The organism is Synergistaceae bacterium (genome assembly GCA_012521675.1).
In the GTDB taxonomy this organism is placed as follows: domain Bacteria; phylum Synergistota; class Synergistia; order Synergistales; family Aminobacteriaceae; genus JAAYLU01.
Genome location: JAAYLU010000032.1, coordinates 1 through 16,626, shown reverse-complemented (window position 1 = coordinate 16,626; position 16,626 = coordinate 1). Strand labels below are relative to the sequence as shown.

18 protein-coding genes are annotated in these 16,626 nt (G+C 59.8%); 15 read left to right on the top strand and 3 right to left on the bottom strand.

Going from position 1 to position 16,626, the window contains the following annotated elements:
• The first annotated feature begins 34 nt into the window (after positions 1-34).
• The 14 genes from GX181_03825 (at position 35) to gspG (ending at position 13,670) form a co-directional block, all read left to right on the top strand.
• Positions 35-319 carry a ferrous iron transport protein A gene (locus tag GX181_03825; GenBank protein ID NLM71076.1) on the top strand — a complete coding sequence of 95 codons (285 nt, stop codon included), beginning with the start codon at positions 35-37 and terminating at the stop codon, positions 317-319.
• Positions 316-2,346: a ferrous iron transport protein B gene (feoB, locus tag GX181_03820; GenBank protein ID NLM71075.1), complete on the top strand. Its 2,031-nt coding sequence runs from the start codon at positions 316-318 to the stop codon at positions 2,344-2,346. The genes GX181_03825 and feoB overlap by 4 nt, the downstream gene beginning before the upstream one ends.
• A 162-nt stretch (positions 2,347-2,508) precedes the next feature.
• Positions 2,509-3,384: a DUF2156 domain-containing protein gene (locus tag GX181_03815; protein NLM71074.1), complete on the top strand. Its 876-nt coding sequence runs from the start codon at positions 2,509-2,511 to the stop codon at positions 3,382-3,384.
• Between the two features lie 29 nt (positions 3,385-3,413).
• Entirely contained in the window at positions 3,414-3,980 is a 567-nt protein-coding gene (locus GX181_03810) for a hypothetical protein (protein NLM71073.1), read from the top strand.
• Entirely contained in the window at positions 3,955-4,893 is a 939-nt protein-coding gene (locus GX181_03805; protein ID NLM71072.1) for a general secretion pathway protein GspK, read from the top strand. Before GX181_03810 ends, GX181_03805 begins: the two co-directional genes overlap by 26 nt.
• Before the next feature lie 233 nt (positions 4,894-5,126).
• Positions 5,127-6,077 carry a hypothetical protein gene (locus GX181_03800; GenBank protein NLM71071.1) on the top strand — a complete coding sequence of 317 codons (951 nt, stop codon included), beginning with the start codon at positions 5,127-5,129 and terminating at the stop codon, positions 6,075-6,077.
• Complete coding sequence (locus tag GX181_03795; protein ID NLM71070.1) at positions 6,074-6,613, top strand: hypothetical protein; 540 nt, start codon at positions 6,074-6,076, stop codon at positions 6,611-6,613. Before GX181_03800 ends, GX181_03795 begins: the two co-directional genes overlap by 4 nt.
• Positions 6,610-7,221 (top strand): hypothetical protein, encoded by a 612-nt coding sequence (locus GX181_03790; GenBank protein NLM71069.1) that lies wholly within the window; start codon positions 6,610-6,612, stop codon positions 7,219-7,221. The genes GX181_03795 and GX181_03790 overlap by 4 nt, the downstream gene beginning before the upstream one ends.
• The gene (locus GX181_03785) at positions 7,218-8,156 is read left to right on the top strand and encodes a PDZ domain-containing protein (GenBank protein ID NLM71068.1); all 939 of its coding nucleotides are present in this window, start codon (positions 7,218-7,220) and stop codon (positions 8,154-8,156) included. The genes GX181_03790 and GX181_03785 overlap by 4 nt, the downstream gene beginning before the upstream one ends.
• Before the next feature lie 16 nt (positions 8,157-8,172).
• Complete coding sequence (locus GX181_03780) at positions 8,173-8,571, top strand: type II secretion system protein (GenBank protein ID NLM71067.1); 399 nt, start codon at positions 8,173-8,175, stop codon at positions 8,569-8,571.
• Positions 8,568-10,529, top strand: coding sequence for a type II secretion system protein GspD (locus tag GX181_03775; protein ID NLM71066.1), 1,962 nt, complete (start codon positions 8,568-8,570; stop codon positions 10,527-10,529). The genes GX181_03780 and GX181_03775 overlap by 4 nt, the downstream gene beginning before the upstream one ends.
• A 6-nt stretch (positions 10,530-10,535) precedes the next feature.
• Positions 10,536-12,053: a Flp pilus assembly complex ATPase component TadA gene (gene tadA / locus GX181_03770; protein ID NLM71065.1), complete on the top strand. Its 1,518-nt coding sequence runs from the start codon at positions 10,536-10,538 to the stop codon at positions 12,051-12,053.
• Positions 12,054-13,205 (top strand): type II secretion system F family protein, encoded by a 1,152-nt coding sequence (locus GX181_03765; GenBank protein ID NLM71064.1) that lies wholly within the window; start codon positions 12,054-12,056, stop codon positions 13,203-13,205.
• Between the two features lie 45 nt (positions 13,206-13,250).
• The gene (gene gspG / locus GX181_03760; protein NLM71063.1) at positions 13,251-13,670 is read left to right on the top strand and encodes a type II secretion system major pseudopilin GspG; all 420 of its coding nucleotides are present in this window, start codon (positions 13,251-13,253) and stop codon (positions 13,668-13,670) included.
• Between the two features lie 41 nt (positions 13,671-13,711).
• Here the strand turns inward: gspG and GX181_03755 are convergent, their stop codons facing one another.
• Positions 13,712-14,494: a 4Fe-4S binding protein gene (locus GX181_03755; protein NLM71062.1), complete on the bottom strand. Its 783-nt coding sequence runs from the start codon at positions 14,492-14,494 to the stop codon at positions 13,712-13,714.
• A 269-nt stretch (positions 14,495-14,763) separates the two neighbouring features.
• Between GX181_03755 and GX181_03750 the strand changes: the two genes are divergently transcribed.
• Positions 14,764-15,297 (top strand): peptide-methionine (S)-S-oxide reductase, encoded by a 534-nt coding sequence (locus tag GX181_03750; protein ID NLM71061.1) that lies wholly within the window; start codon positions 14,764-14,766, stop codon positions 15,295-15,297.
• 18 nt (positions 15,298-15,315) lie between these two features.
• On the opposite strand, the gene GX181_03745 is transcribed toward GX181_03750, so the two are convergent.
• Together GX181_03745 and GX181_03740 are read right to left on the bottom strand one after the other, a co-directional pair.
• Positions 15,316-15,732, bottom strand: a complete 417-nt coding sequence (locus tag GX181_03745) for a transcriptional repressor (protein NLM71060.1) — start codon at positions 15,730-15,732, stop codon at positions 15,316-15,318.
• Positions 15,732-16,626: molybdopterin-binding protein (locus tag GX181_03740; protein NLM71059.1), on the bottom strand; the 895-nt coding region annotated here is incomplete at its 5' end. The genes GX181_03740 and GX181_03745, both read right to left, overlap by 1 nt.

Genomic DNA, 16,626 nt, shown 5'->3' with positions numbered 1-16,626 from the left:
AGATTCATATAACATTATTGGGGAGGACTCGAAGATGGCTATATCGTGCAGCGGCTGCAGCGGTGGAAAGGAGAGGGCTCTGAGCTCCCTGGAGATAGGCGAGGGCGGTGTTGTCTCCAGGATAGCGGCCGAAGGAGGGCTAAAGCGGCGGATACTCGAGATGGGGCTGGTACCGGGGACGACGATTCGGATGGAGAGGAAGGCGCCGCTGAACGACCCGGTTTCCGTCTGGTTCAGGGGGTACGAGCTGAGCCTGAGGGTCGACGAGGCGGATTCAGTGCTTATCCGTCCCTCCGGGTGCGCGGGGTGCCCTCAATGAGGAGGACCATAGCCCTTGCGGGCAATCCCAATACGGGCAAGTCGAGCCTGTTCAACGAGCTCACCGGATCCAATCAGCACGTGGGCAACTGGCCCGGAGTTACGGTGGAGCGGAAGGAGGGGAGGTTTCGCCACGGGGGCGCGGAGGTTGTCGTAGTTGATCTTCCAGGTACCTACAGCCTTGGTGCGGCCTCCCTCGATGAGCAGATAGCGGCCGACTATCTGCTCGCCGCCGATGCCCGTCCCGACCTGGCGGTAGTCGTGGCCGACGCGTCCAACCTGGAGAGGAGTCTCTACCTTGCGGTGCAGGTGCTGGAGACCGGCCTGCCCCTGGTTCTCGCGCTCAACATGATGGATATGGCCGTCGAGAAGGGGATCACGATAGACGTCGACCGGCTGTCGACTCTTCTGGGTGCGCCGGTGGTCCCCACCGTTGCGAGAAGGGGAGAGGGGGTCGAGGAGCTCAAGGAGATGATAATCGCGAGCCTCGGCGGAGAGAGGGAGCTTCCCTTTTCTCTTCCCTACGGGGAGAGACTCTCCCCCCTGTTCGATGCCCTCGAGCTCCGGTTGAGCGAGCTTGATGCGTTCCCGCCCGGTACGCCGCTTCGGACGGCGGGCGTGAAGTTCGTGGAGGGGGACCCGAAGGTCGTGGCCGCCCTCGAGGTTCGAGGTTTGGCGGAGGAGCTCGGGGCCCTGGTTGAGGAGATGGGGCGGAGGATCGAGGAGGATCTGGGGTACGACCTGCAGACCGCGGTCATAGAGAGGCGATGGGGCTTCGTCTCAGGCATGACTGCGGAGGCCGTGAGGAGAGACCTTTCGCTGAAGGCCCGGCTTTCGATATCGGACAGGATCGATAGAGTGGTGACCTCCAGGCTGCTCGGGTTGCCGCTCTTTCTCCTGGTCACCTGGGTCATCTTCTGGCTCACCTACGCCCTCGGCGACCCGGTCGTCGACCTTCTGGAAGGGGGCTTCGAATGGCTTGGCGAGTCTGCGGGCAGCGTTTTGGCCGATGCGGGGTTCTCCGGCATGGTTTCGTCCTTTGTTCAGGACGGACTGATCGGCGGAGTCGGGTCGGTGGTCGTATTCTTTCCTCATATCTTCCTGCTGTTCGCCTTCATCGCGCTGTTGGAGGACTCCGGGTACATGGCGCGCGGCGCCTTCGTGATGGACAGAGTGATGCACCTGATGGGGCTGCACGGCAAGAGCTTCATCCCCATGCTGATGGGCTTCGGATGCAACGTCCCCTCGATCATGGCGACCCGAATCCTCGAACAGAGGCGCGATCGAATGATCACGCTCTTGGTGCTGCCCTTCATGAGCTGTTCGGCGCGACTGCCGGTCTTTGTTCTCTTCTCGGGGATATTCTTCGGCGAGCATGCGGGCACCGCCGTATTCTCCCTTTACGTGATAGGCATAGTCGTCGCGGTCCTGTCTGCCAAGGTACTGGGGTCGACTCTTTTTAAAGGAGAGTCGTCGCAGCTGGTGATGGAGCTTCCCCCCTATCACGTTCCCTCGGCCTCGATGGTGCTCCGCCATGCGTGGGAGAGGAGCTTCCAGTTTCTGCAGAAGGCCGGCACCTTCATCCTGCTGGCCGTGGTAGCCGTGTGGGTGATGGCCAGCTTCCCATCCGGCGTGGAGTATGCGTCGACGGAGAGTCTCGTGGGACGCGTCGGCAGACTGCTCGCTCCCCTCCTGGCGCCTGCGGGGTTCGGCTTCTGGCAGGCCGCGGTCGCCCTGCTCTTCGGATTTCTCGCGAAGGAGGTCGTGGTGGGGACTCTGGGGGCACTTCTCGGCGCGGGGGAGGCGGGGTTAGCCGCGGGCCTGTCCGCACTCTTCTCACCCTTGTCGGCCTATGCCTTTCTGATCATGACCCTGCTGTACGTCCCGTGCGTCGCCGTTGTCGCGGCCTTCCGAAAGGAGACGGGGAGCTGGGGCTGGACTCTGTTCATGGTCGTTTACACGACGCTGGTCGGATACGGCGGGGCCGTGCTGGTCTTCCAAGGGGGGAGGTTCCTCGGCCTGGGTTGATCCTCTCTCGGTGTTTTTGCCTATTTTCAGGCCGCACGCGCCCGTACCGAACTATGCGGAAGCGTGCGGCCTTTCAACTATGGTACAATACGCAGAGTCCGGAATCCGGGGTTCGTCTTGTACCAGCCCTCGGCCGGGCTGAAGCGGCGGGAGGGAAAAACCATGCCTTTCGATTTTACACCCGTCTCCCGGGATAGGGCCGCCGAGTACGGGAGGCTCTACTCGCTCTCCCCCCGAAAATCCTCGTGGTACTCCCCTGGCAGCCTGTGGGGCTGGAGGAATATCCACGGTCTCGAATGGGCATTCGAGGACGGTCTGTGCTGGATTCGGGCTCGCGACGGCGCCTTCTGGGCGCCCGCGGGCGAGTGGAGAGAGATAGATTGGGAGGAGCTGCTTCACAGGAGGTTCCCGATGGGCGTGACGTTCCATTACGTTCCAGACGGCCTTTGCGAGATCTTGCGCGGGCTTCCGGGAGGAAGAATAGTCCTGAGGGAGGATCGTTCCCAGTGGGAATACGTATACTCGGTAAGGGAGCTAGTGGAGCTGAAGGGAAACAGGTTTTCGCGAAAAAGAAGCCATTTCAACCAGTTTGTCCGCAGCTATCGATATAATTACAAGGCCCTCTCGGGAGAGGAGGTAGCCTCCGTATTGGAGGGACAGGACGTCTGGATGAGGGAACAGGAGCACACACCCTACCTTGAGCAGGAGGACAGGGCGATCAGGGATCTCTTGGGTCTGAATCCACCTGCCGAGAGGCTTCTGGCGGGCGCCATTGAGGTCGACGGGAACATGATAGCCTACACGGTGGCAGAGGTCATCGACGACGACACGATAGTCGTTCATTTCGAGAAGGCTTTGAGGCGATTCAAGGGGGCGTACCAGGCTATAAACAGGCTCTTCCTCAAGAACACGGCTCACTCGTTCAAGTTCGTGAACCGAGAGGAGGATATGGACGACGAGGGAATGAGGGTTGCCAAGATGTCCTATCATCCGGTGGATTTTATAAAAAAATGCGTGTTGGTCTGGTCACCCGCGTGACAATGCCTGGTTCGAGGGGTTTTACCCTCGTGGAAGTCCTCGTCGCGACGGCGCTGTTCGGCATCATCGCGGCCATCGCGTTCGCCCCGTCCGTGGCCGTGGTTCGCAGGTTCGAGGACGTCAGGCTCGAGGAGGCGAACGAACAGAGGATGGAGTACTTCTTCAGGCGGGTCCTGAGGGAGTTCAGGTCCTCTCCCTTGGAAGTCCTTGGCGGGGCCGCCGTGGTGCTTCTCCACAAGGATCTCCTGGGAGGTGCCGCGGACGACAGGCTGGCTTTTTGGAGCGATGCATACGAGGAGACAGGTGTGCGGGCCTATAAATTGGTGCAGCTAGGCGTGGGCTGGACCGGAGAGACCGGACTGTATCGCTGGGTGCTACCCCGTGCCATGCCCGAGGAGGTCAACTGGGACATGCTCGACCCGTCGGAGGGAGTGTTACTCCTACCGGCGGCGGATTTTTTCAGGGTCGAACTCCTTGATCCCGAGGATGGCGAGTGGAGCGACGAGTACTCGGGAAGGCGCCCGCGAGGGATACGTATTATGGTAAAGTCGAAGGAGGAGGAGTTCCCTTATGAGGACTGGCTCCCTCCCATGTAGTCCTCCGTCGGGCAGGAGGAGAGGAGTGGTGCTGATCTCGGTGCTGCTCGTCTCAGTCTTCCTGGTCACGGCCTCCCTTGGGTTCGCGATGTTCACAAGGCGCACCATGAAGAGGTTGGACCGGGAGCGCCGTATGTTCACGGCTCGCATGGCGTCCGAGGTGGTAATGGATGCCGCGAAGATGTTGCTGTCTTTACATCCGGGGAGATCTCATTCTCCCTTGGATGAGCAGTTTGCCGAGAGGGTCTTCGATTTCCCGGACGCAGGGGTCTCTGTGACCATGACGATCGAGCCCCTGGACGACAAGATACCGATCAACAGGCTTTTTTTGCCGGACGGAAAGACCCTGAGAAGGGAGCTCGAAGTGCCCTGGGAGAGCATCTGGACCGCGGCGAGCGCAGAGTATTTAGCGTCGGTCGTGCTGGATTTTATCGACGAGGACTCCGAGCCTCGCCTGGGAGGCGAGGAGAGACCGGATTTTCTGAATCGGCCTATTCTATCGCTTGAGGAGCTGCTCTTGGTGCCCGGGATGACCCCGGATCTGCTTTACGGTTACGGCGGAAGGCCGGGTCTAGACTCTCTTCTGACCGTATGGTCCTCCGGGCGTATAAACGCGAACACTGCGCCCGCCGAGGTTCTGTCGATCCTGGAGGGGCTCGACGGCAGGCTGGCGGGAAGGATAGTCGCAGGCAGAGCTGAAACAACGCTGGAGTCGATCATGGATCTCGCTCAGATATCAGGCCTCCCCTCAGATGCTGCGCCCAAGCTGATGAACCTCATCTCGTTCCGGAGCGACTGGTTCTCCGCCACATTCAAAGTGGCTTTCGAAGATGGCGAAGTCCTCGTGTTTAGAGGTATACTGAACGGCAAGCCGTTTCAATGGAAAACTGTTCGATGGGAGGAGCCTGTCTAGAGCCTATGCAGATCTCTTCATATTATATAAAACGCCCAGATGGTTTTTATTCCGGTCCGACGAGGGAAGACGGTACCCCTGTTCAGGCGCCTTCGGAGGGGGCGCTGTTGCTGTTCCCGTTGAAGACGACATCAATCCATTCTTTTTCCTTCCCCTTTCGGTCGGCCGGTGATGTCCGGAACGCGCTCTCACTGAAATTTCGTTCCCTTCTCTCGGGTGAAGAGGAGGTCGAAATGGTTCCCTTCTTCACAGGGAGGACGAAGAGCGGGTCAGAGGGCGCGGCTCTCTGTCTCTGGAGCGGGGAGATACCGGGAGGGGAACTGGACCCGATCCTTCAGCGCAGCGTTGTCTGGCCTCTTCCCTTGGCCCTTGCCGGAGCGGTCGATGGGAATGGAGCCGCGGTCTACCGCGACGATTATGTCTGTGCGTCGGCAGTGTTCAAGGATGGCATGCCGGTCAACTTAAATTGCCGCGACTCCAGCCCCGATGACGGGGACATGGAAGGAGAGACGCGCAGGGCGATGGCACTGGCGACTGCGGCCGGGATGGAACTCTCCGCCGACGGCGTCTGGAGTTCTGACCGGGCGGAGGATCTTCTGGAGTCTGCGCGGGAGACCGTCACCCGTTTTCCCAGATTGACCGAGATCAACATTTCGAGGCCTGCGCTCGCGGCCTCCTTGGCCCGAGAGAGGACCGCGAGACTCTTTCTGAAGTTCCTCGGCTGCGCCGCGGCCGCCGGGGTCGTGATGTGCATTGTTCAATTCACGATGCTCGGTCAACTTCGTTCATCGATGAGCTATTTCGCAGACGAAGGGATCGCTCTTTACCAGGATGTCTTCGGCAAGAATGAACGAGTAGTGGACCCTCTTTCCCAGGCAAAGGAAAAACTGGCGGCGCTGCGCGGGCATGGAAAGTCGGAGAGCGATTTCTCCGGGATACTTGCTCATATGGGCAGGACATGGCTGGACGAGGAGGGCAGGAAGGATGGTTTCCCCTTGGTGGAGCAGCTGCGCTACACGGGAGAAACGGCCGATATCACGGGCACGGCGGAAAAGATGGAGTCGATACAGGCCCTTCGTACAGCGGCGGACAGCGGTGGGTTCAGAGCCACGCTCGGCGACATACAGCAGATACCGGGCGGAGGGCTTCGCTTTACCCTGTCTTTAAGGAGGAGTTCGCAGTGAGACTGCCATCGGCTTTGTCCCCAGGCTCTCTCTTAGCCGGCCTCGACGGCTCGGCTTGGAAGAAAAGGGCTTTTTACATCTTTTTATTCGGACTTCTGGCTTGGGGCGCGGCATTTTCCTTCTGGAGCGACGCACGCGACCTAAGGATGCGCCGCTCGCTGCAGAGCGGCAGGTTCGACGACCTGATCGCGGTGCTCCGAGAGTGTTCATCTCTTAATACAAAAGCAGCGGACTCTGTGGACTCGGCTCGGGTCGAGAAGGTATCGGACGGAGAACTTCTGACCACCGTCTCCAATATGGTCGGCGAGCTCGGGATGCGCTCCAACATGGTGAGCCTCAGCAGCGCGGCCTCGAGGGGCGGCCGCGACGCCGTGTCAGTCACTCTCGAGGGGATAACCGCAGAGAAGTTGGCGACGTTCATACAGGAGATGGAGAGAAGGGGAATAGTCGCCTTCTCGGCGGATGTCAGGGCGGTGAGGGGCAAGGACGAGGTCCGCACTCTCACGGTCTATCTCCTTCTGGGAGGCGCCCAATGAGACGCCTTGTCGCGGTTTTGTCCGCCGTCGTACTGGCCATCGTCTCCTTTGCCATCTCTTTTTATCTCTTTTTTCCGAAGGAGACGGCCCTTGCGTATGTTTGGAACAAGGGAACTCTTGCCCTGGCGCAGAATGGCCTGGGGCTTGAGTCGGCCGCCATGATGGCGGAGGAGTCTCCGCTGCGCGTCGTGGTGAGAGGAGCGCGCCTGTCGGCCCCGATCGCCTCCGCTGAAGCCGCTTTGGTTACCTTGACCCCGCATATTATGGAAAGCCTGCTGTCGCTGTCGTTAAAAGGAAGCTTTCAAATGGAGTCGCTCTCATTGAGTCTCCCGCTGCCGGGGCAGGGACCTTTGCTCTTATCATCATTTGCAGGCACGATAAAATTGCGTCCCCCTCTCCTCTTTCTTGAAGGGGTTCAGACGGCCGGTGATCTTGAAATTACCGGTGATTTCGTGATAAACCTAGGGACGCAGAAGATCGAAGAGGCCGACATGTCCATATCGGGCCAGAGGGCTGACCTGTTGGAAATGGGCAAGTCCATGCTTCCTATTACGAAAGAGGCATCCGGAGAGTGGACGCTGATGAGGAAAAGGGGGGAGAGTAAGTGAGCGGCATCTTTGGTTCGGCGGTTTTACAGCCGTTTAGTCGTATTTACTCCCGGCTGAAATCCGAGAGGGCGTTCCTCTTCTGTCTGCGCACAGGGGCCGTGATCCTGTTCTCCGGCATTATGGGTTACTGGGCGGCCGCAACACTTGGGGAGTTTCTAGTCAGGGAGGAGATAAGGGGGGCCAAAGCGCTCTTAACCGCACCGCATTTGACCTCGGGCAAGAGCGATGGGATCGGGAGCGGTGCTCTGACCCTTAAGGACTTCGTCGAAGGCGACCCGTTTCTCGCCCGGGGCCTTTCCGACTTTGAAGACGACAGCCTCGAGATAACGGCGGGGGAGCTGTACGACTTGGAGGGAATCCGGCTGACCGGTACAATTCCGGGGATATCCGTCTGGATCCAGGAGGATGGCAAGCCTCAGATGATAGTCTTGAAGGGACATTCAATAAAGGGCTACGATCTGGCCGAGGTGGAGGAAGACAGCATCATACTGCAGAAGGGGCAGGCCACTTTGACCGTCCTTCTGCGCTACAGCGGAAAGCCGTCCGGCGCGAAGACCGCACCCTCCCTTGGCGCCAGGTCAACCCCCTCCAAGGCGGTCGCCGCGGCTCGCCCCGGGCAGCAGGGAGCCATATCAAGAGAGCTGGTCAATCAGCTCCTGATGGACCCGCTCGAGGAGATGAAGAAGTTTCGCTTGAGGCCCAAGTTCAACGGCGAGACAGCGCAGGGTGTGGAGGTTCAGTGGCTCGACGAAAACAGCATACTGACGTCGCTCGGTGTCAAGCCCGGAGACGTCGTCCAGTCGGTGAACGGGGTGGAGATTCGCAATATGGGGGATGTGGTAAACGTGGTAAACTCCCTTATGAGCGGCAGTACTTTTGATGTACAAGTGGTTCGGGGAGGAAAACCGGAGATGCTGAATTATAATATTAAATAGCTGTCTGGTGAAGAGTATGAAGAGTATGATAGGAAGAAGGGCTTTCACTCTCTTGGAGGTAATGATATCCGTGGCCATCCTCGGTCTGTCGGCGGCGGCCGGCTTGAGGCTGCTCGCGATGTCCGCCCGCGCGCTCGAGGAAGTCAGATTAGAACGGGACAATCTCTTCCTTGCCCGCTCTCTATGGCTGAAGAACGCGGCCGGGAAGCTCGAGGACAGGGGAAGAGAGGATGATTATTCCTGGGAGACCGCGGAGTTTGGTTTTGATCGCCAGGAAGATGTGCCGGAGGGCTTTTCGTGCAGGAAGGTGACTCTCGTCAGGACGGATTCGCTTTTCGTTCGTCCGGACGGAGGACCCGGATCGTTCGTTTTTTATCTGCCGGATATGGAGATAGCAAAGGAGAGAGCAGAATGACCCGCATCGCTCGAATATCGGTTTTTATATTAGCAGTTTTGCTTCTGACAGTGAGCGCGCCTCTCTACGCTCAGACGGCGGAACCGGAGAATGGATCCGACGACGAGTTCGCCCTCCTTGAATCGGCGAGACTGATGCGGGAGTCGGGCAACGTCCAGTTCAATTTCCAGGACGTCGAGATGGTGAAGTTCGTGCGCTTTATGGCTGAGCTGCTGCAGGAGAACCTTGTGCTCAACCCGGATGTGAAGGGGTCGATATCGGTCATCTCGCCGAAGCCCGTCCCCCTCGGAGAGGCGAGGCAGGTGCTCCTCTCCGTGCTCGAGATGAACGGATACACCCTGCAGAACGTAGGGACCTTCAGCAAGATCATCCCCCTGGAGCCGGGGGCCTCCGCCGAGAGTTCCGTCCGAAGCGGAAGGACCGGACCGGGCGAAGGGGAGCAGACTGTCTCGCAGGTCGTCCCTCTCAACTATGTCACAGCCGAGTTCATCCTTCAGGCAGTAATGCAGACCTCTGGAAAGACAGTGGCTGTACAGCCTGTGGGAAGGGGCAACGACATTCTCCTGACTGGCAGGGCGACGGATGTGAACAGAGCGGTGAGTGTCATCCAGGCCTTGGACCGACCCGACAAGATAGTGAGCTCCAAGACGATCAAGATTAATTTCGGAGCTCCTGAGATGATAGCCTCTCACCTTGCGACGCTGGCCCAGGTGCACGGCAGCCCGGTGTTCGGCTTGGCGGTGGTCGCGGACTCCTCCGGCAGGCAGATCGTGATAGCGGGCGAGGACAAGGAGATAAGGCACGCGGAGAAGATAATAGCCGAGCTGGACGTGGTGCCGAAGACAGGTGAACTCCACGTCTACCAGCTCCAGAACGCAGATGCCAAGGTGGTCGCGGAGCAGCTAACCACGATACTGGCCGCCCAGGCGGAGTCGGGCAAACTCAAGGCCTCGGTCGTGCCGGACGTGCCTTCGAACAGCCTCATAGTCGCCTCCTCCCCGACGGTCTTCAAGACAATCTCGGAGATAATCGGGACGATAGACTCACTCCCCAGGCAGGTTCTCATCAGGGGCCTCATAGCGGAGGTCAACCTCACGAAGCTGGACAACGCCGGGATCGACTGGGCTACATGGGGAGGCTCGGTGGGCGGGGATGCAGTCATAGCAGGCCAGATGAACATGGGTGGCGCGGTGCCGGGTTCGATAATCGACTGGTTCAGGGAGCTGTCGAAGACCGAGACCACTTACAGGACCGGCACTGACTCCCAGGGGAATCCCACCTACGGCCTCAGGACGGAGTACAAGGGCATGGGCCTTGTGTACGCCTATCTCGACCTGCTGAAGAAGTTCGACGCGATAAACGTGCTGTCGATGCCTCGGCTCATGTGCACCAACAACCTGCCGAGCGAGCTGCAGGTGGGGCAGGTGATCCCCCAGCTGAAGGGCAAGCTCTCAGATATAAGCAGCGCCAGCTCGGTGCAGAGCAGCTACGAGTACAAGGATACGGGCCTGATACTCAACGTGACGCCGTCGATACGCAGTGGAAACCTCGTCGCGCTCGACGTGGAGCAGATCGTCGAGGAGGTCCTGACCGCTATGACGTCGGAGACTCCGGTCACATCCAAGCGCAAGATCAAGACCAACGTCATGGTCGGGTCCGGCAACACCCTCATTCTGGGCGGCCTGATCAAGGAGGCGGAGAAGAGCATCAAGGCCAGGGTCCCCGGCCTCTCCTACATACCGCTGGTAGGAGGCCTGTTCACTCGCTCTGTCAAACAGCGCGAGAAGGTAGAGCTGATGATCTTCCTAACCCCCTACATCCTAGAGACTCCCGAGGAAGCGGCGGAGATGACAAGCGAGATCACGCTGGGCGAGCACGGCCCGAGCATTATGGAGAAGAGCCTGTGGGAGAGGATGGAGAAGGAGTATCGTGAGGCTGTCAAAACTCAGTCGAAATAGCGGGGGGTGGAGCAGACCTTGACTACCGTTAAACTCCCGGACATTGAAGAGATCGCGCCTCTTATCAGGGGCAAGGTCAGCCTTGACGCCTTGAAGGCGGCGGACATCCTTCCAATCAGGGAGGACGAGGGGCGCATGGTGGTGGCCCTCTCATCGCTGGAGGCATTTCCAAGCGCCCAGTTGCTGGCCGCGTCGTACGGCAAGGAGGCCGACTGGGAGATACACCCGCGCGAGGCGATAGATGCAGCGTTGAGCCGTCTTTACGACCTTCGCGGGGGCGTGACGGACGACACCCTCTCCGAGATGACCGGAATCGACGATGATGACGATTTCCTGCGGGAGGACGTGCAGAGCGACTCGGTCGACGTCCCCGTCATCAAGCTCGTCAACAGCCTGCTGCGCGAGGCGTTGAAGATACGGGCCACTGATATTCACGTCGAGCCGTTCGAGGACGAGGTGCTCATACGGTTCCGCGTCGACGGGGTGCTGCACGACAGGCTCAGGCTTCCGAGGAACCAACAGGCGCCCCTGACCAGCAGGATCAAGGTCATGGCCAGGATGGACATAGCCGAGCGACTCGCTCCGCAGGACGGGCGCATAGGCATCACCGTGGGCAAGAGGGCCGTGGATATCCGCGTCAACTCCGTGCCGGTTCAGCACGGGGAGAGGATAGCGCTTCGCATCCTCGACAAGGGCTCCGGGCTGCTCTCCTTGGAGCAGCTGGGGATGGACGCCGCGTCCAGGGATATCATGGAGGACCTCATCAGGAACCCCCACGGGCTCATACTCTTCACCGGCCCGACCGGCTCGGGAAAGACGACCACCATGTACGCCATCCTGCAGGCGCTCGCCAAGCCCGCAGTGAACATCATCACGGTCGAGGACCCGATAGAGTATGCCGTCCCGGGAGTGGGACAGATACAGGTCAACGAGAAGGCCGGGGTGACCTTCCCCTCGGCGTTGCGGTCGATACTGCGCCAGGACCCGGACATTGTCATGATAGGAGAGATGAGGGACTTTGACACGGCCCATATCGGCGTGCAGGCGTCGCTCACAGGTCACCTGGTGCTCTCCACCCTACATACGAACGACTCGATATCCGCCGTTGTCCGGCTGATAGACATGGGGATAGAGCCCTATCTCGCGGCCGGCTCGCTGCTCGGCGCAATAGCGCAGCGGCTTGTGCGAACCGTCTGCCCCGATTGCGCGAGGGAGTTCGAGGCGCCCTCCCTCTTCCGAAAGGAAGGGTTGGACAGGGTCGTCAGGGGAACTGGATGCCCGAGCTGTATGGGGACCGGTTTCATCGGACGAGTCGGGCTGTACGAGCAGTTCCTGCTCGACGACGAACTGAGGGAGATGGTGGCCTCCAACGCCCCTCAGTCGAGGGTAAGGGCGGAGGCTCGCAGGCACGGATTCAGGACCCTCTGGGAGCTTGGACTCGACGCGCTGCGCGAGGGCAGGACCTCCCCGGAGGAGCTGCTCCGGGTTGTGTCGGCCACGGAGTTCGCCGAGGAGGCGCGATAGATGCCCTCGTATAGATACTCGGCCTACGACGCGACGGGCAAGCTGCGCAAAGGGGTGATCGACGCCCCGTCGAGCGTCAGGGCGGGAGAGCTGCTCGCGGAGCAGAACCTCGTGGCCGTGGATATAGTCGAGGGAGCCGCTGCCTCAGTGAAGAAGGGCAAGGTCTTCACCCTTGCGTATCACTCGCTCTTCTGCAAAGGCCTCGCCGCGTATCTCAACAGGGGGATCCCGCTTGCCGAGGCGCTGCGCTTTCTCAGCCGCCACTCCTCCGACAAGAGGATCGCCGCCACCTGCCTTCATCTTCATGAGAGCGTGCATGCCGGCAAGCGCCTCTCGACGGCGCTCGAGGAGACCGGCCTTTTCAGGGAGGATCTTGTGCGCATAGTCGACTCGGGCGAGCGAACGGCCGCTCTGACCGGCGTCCTCGAGCAGATCTCCATTCAGTACGCCATCGAGGACAGGCAGAGACGAAAGATACGCTCCGCCCTCACCTACCCGGTCGCCATGACAGTCATAGGAATAGGAGTGGTGGTCTTTCTTCTGACGTATGTGGTCCCCAGGCTTACCGAGCTCTTCTCGGAGATGGGGCAGCAGCTCCCCATGCCGACCAGGATACTGCTGGCGATTACGGATTTTCTTCGCGAATGGGGAGTCGTCCTCCTGATCCTCCTGGCCCTGGGGTTTCTGCTCCTCAGGCGTAGAAAAAAGAAGTTCGCACTGCCAGTGTTCAGGAGAGTGAGAGAGAAGATCACCCTCTCCCTCGTGATGTCCCACCTCGGCACTCTGCTCTCGGCGGGCATCCCCCTGGTTCAGGCGCTGAACATGGCTTCGTCGATGGACGCGAACCAGGAAAGGTGGCTTGAGGCGGCGCGCCTGGTCAAGGAGGGGTTTCGCTTCGACCGGGCGCTGGAGAAGCAGGGAACCTTCTCCGAAGATGTGATCTACATGCTTAGAGTCGGCGAGATGGGAGGAGACCTTCCCGGCGCCGTGAAGCAGGTTGCGGACATGAACTGGGAGGATGCACTGGAGAGCATGGAGAGAATATCCACCCTGGCGCAGCCGGCCTTGGTGCTCTTCCTGGGCTTTTCCGTCGGATTCGTCGTCCTTGCTATCCTGCTTCCGATCTTCGAGCTGTCGAGCCTCGCCGGTTAACTGGTAGAATATGAGAAAAAGGAGGAGAGGGACATGCACCTCGGAATGAGCAGAAGAAGGGGATTCACCCTCGTCGAAGTCCTGGTTGTAGTCGTCATCCTGGGCCTTCTGGCCGCCCTCGTGGCTCCGAAGATCGTCGGCCAGGGAGAGGAGGCGAAGAGGACGGCTGCATCCGTCCAGATCAGGGAGATAGAGCAGGCCCTCGAGATGTACAGGCTGGACAACAGCATGTATCCGACCACCGCGCAAGGTTTGGAAGCCCTGGTCAGCAAGCCGACCAGCCCGCCCGAGCCGAGACGCTACCGCGACGGTGGTTACATAAGGAAGCTTCCGGTAGACCCGTGGGGGAGCAATTACGTCTACCGCATGCCCGGAGACCACTCCGAGTTCGACCTCTTCTCCAAGGGGCCGGACGGGGAGGAGGGCGGCGAGGGGGCCGGAAGGGACATCACGAACTGGGAATAAATAATCAGCGCCGCTCTTGATCGAAAGAGGGCGCTGATGCTCTAGAGGTCCGAGGAAGTCAGAGTGTCGTAATCGACCGCCCTGTACTGTTTGAAATCCTTGCCGGGGACGAAAATGGCGGCCGGGGGACAGAAGGCGAAGCAGCGCTGACAGGCGACGCACCGGTCCATGAACTTGGGATATTCCTCCATTACTATATTCTTGACCGGGCAAAGACGGACGCACTTGCCGCACTGAATGCACTTTCTCTCGTCCACCGAGAGAGGCAACAGCTTTTTCATGAAGCTCCACGGCTTGCCTGTCTTTCTGGCGAGAAGGTTGAAAAACGGTGATAGCGGACCTCCGCGACGCCATGAAGTACGTTCCTCCAGCAGCCTGGTTGCGAACTTCGCGGCTTTCTCCTCGCATTTCACGATCCTCTCCCGGTTCAGACCCTCGGGTATCGACTTGTTCGCGTAGTTCGAGGGCATGAGGAACTCGGCGTATCCGAGAGGCCGGTACCCTTTTTTGACGACCAGGGACCTCAAGGGGCCTCTCAGGCCGCCGGAGTACCCGGCCATGGTCGAGATGGCGAATGCATTTCTGCCTCTTCCCTCGGGGAGTCGCTCGAGGACCTCCCAGGCAAAGGGGTAAGTGGAAAAACAGGCGGTTGTGACGGCGATCCCAAGCGCCGCGTCATCGGATAGGGCGTGAATTCCATTCTCCAGCCTCATAAGCCGGACGGTTTTCCCTCCCTCTCGAAGCGCGTTGGCGACTGAGCGAGCTGCCACCAGGGTGTTGCCCGTGCCTGTAAAAAACAGCAGATCTACCGATGATTCTTTCATGACGGAACTTCTCCTCCCTACCATTGCTGATCCAGCCAATATACTAGCACCTGGGGGGGAGAAACGACAACCGATAAAGAGTGCAGGAGGGATAGGGTGTGAAAACAGTATTGTCCTTGGTGATGGTCGTATCCCTGTTGTTCGGCCGACGAGCTTCGGCCGGACACCTTCCCCCGATGGATGAAGACATCCCTGTGGGTCTTCGGAGCGCCGCCTTCGCAATGGGGTGATTCTGGGGGCCGGACGCCCGGTTCGGGCTTCTTGAAGGGGTGATCAGGACGAGAGTCGGCTACGCCGGGGGTACGACGCCCAACCCCACCTACGACGACATAGGGGATCACACAGAGACGATACAGGTCGACTTCGACCCCGAGGTCGTATCCTACGAGGACCTCCTGGCCGTTTTCTGGCGCGGGCACAACCCCTCCCTGCGCGGCTGGTCCACCCAGTACAGGTCGGCGGTATTCACCGATGGAGAGGAGCAGCGCAGCTCCGCCGAGCAAAGCCTTGCGAGAGAGGTCGAAAGAACAAGGAGAAGGGTTGAAACCAAAGTGGAGGAATTAAGGGAGTTCTTCCCCGCGGAGGACTATCACCAGAAGTTCTACCTCAGGCAGGACAGGGAGCTCATGGCTCATTTCAACGCCCTATATCCCGATGGACGCGACCTGATGAACTCTCCGGCGGCCGCAAAGGTCAACGGCTTTCTCTCTGGCCTGGGCTCCAGGGAACACCTTGAGCGGGTGCTGCCTCTTCTGGGTCTCGCCGAGGAGACCGGGAGGCGATTGCTCGTCAGGGTTCGCTGAGGTGAGGCCCTTATAGCGCTAACCGCCCCGTGCGCACTTTGCGCATAGCCCGTAGGCCAGCAGCTGCTTCCCCTGCACTACATACCCCCCTGGAAGCTCGACCATCGGGATAGGCTGCTCGGGCAGGCAGATCATCCTGCCGCATTCAAGGCATAAAAAATGCGCGTGATTGCCGGGGCAGCCCTCTTCCTCCGGCGAATGTGCGCAGTACCTCCAGGCACCGTCAGCCCCCAGGACTTTATGGACTATCCCCTTTCGCTCGAGCAGATCCAGCGTCCTGTATAAAGAGACCCTGTCCGGCTGCTTTACGGAGAAGCGCTCGAACAGGGTCTTCAAAGAGAGGGGCTCTCCGGCTTCAAGCAAAAGCGCCAGTGTCTTTTTGCGAAGAGGAGTTGGGCGGATCTCGTTAGACCGCAAAATCGCGGACGGGTCCATCATCTCGACGCGAACGCGCACATCGGGTAGTTGCAGACGCGGCATCTTCTGCAAAAACCTCCTACTCCCCATCGGCGAACCTCTGCGAGAGTGGGGATCAAGCCTGCGAAAAGCCTGTTTAAAACAGGATCCATGCTCGTCCACTCGTCCCTTACCACGCACGCGGGGGCACCCACGATCTTTGTCTTCCCATGAAGCGCCAACATTAGCCTGGCACCGGGAAGAGCCGGAACCCCCTTGAAGATGACGCTCTCCGAGGCCCGGACAATCGCGGCCGTAGTGCGGTCGTCGGCATCCACGCTCATCCCGCCCGTCACGATGATAAGCTCCGCTTTCTTGTTCAGGAAGGCCTGGATGGCCGAGACGATCTCCTCCTCCTCGTCCCCGATTATCATCTGCTCCATAAGGGTCGACCCGTAGAATGCGAGCTTGCGCACCAGCTTGGGGGCGAAGGCGTCCCTGATCCGCCCCTCGACAATCTCTCTTCCAGTCGTAATAAGGGCGGTCTTCAGCGGGTGAAACGGGAACACCGTGATCGGCAGCGCGATAGAGCCCGCTCTAGTTATCTGCTCCTCCTTGACCGTAAGGGGCAGGCATCTGACTCCCGCCACAGGCTCGTTCTTCCCGACGGGCACCTTGTTGGGGACGGTCGCCACGATCAAGTCCAAGTCTTCGTTGATGGTGTATATCGCTTCCTCGTCGTAGACTATGAGCCCGTTCCAGTTCGAGCAGAGATTGATCTTGCCCTCCTCCGGGCCTTTAAGAAAGATGCCCTCCCCGGCCAGGTGTTTTCCGAGCCTGTGCGCGGCGTCATCCTTGTGGACGTCCCCCTCCTCCAAGTGCAGCATGGTGATGGAGTACTTGCCCATGCTTCGCAGGATCGGAAGGTCCTCG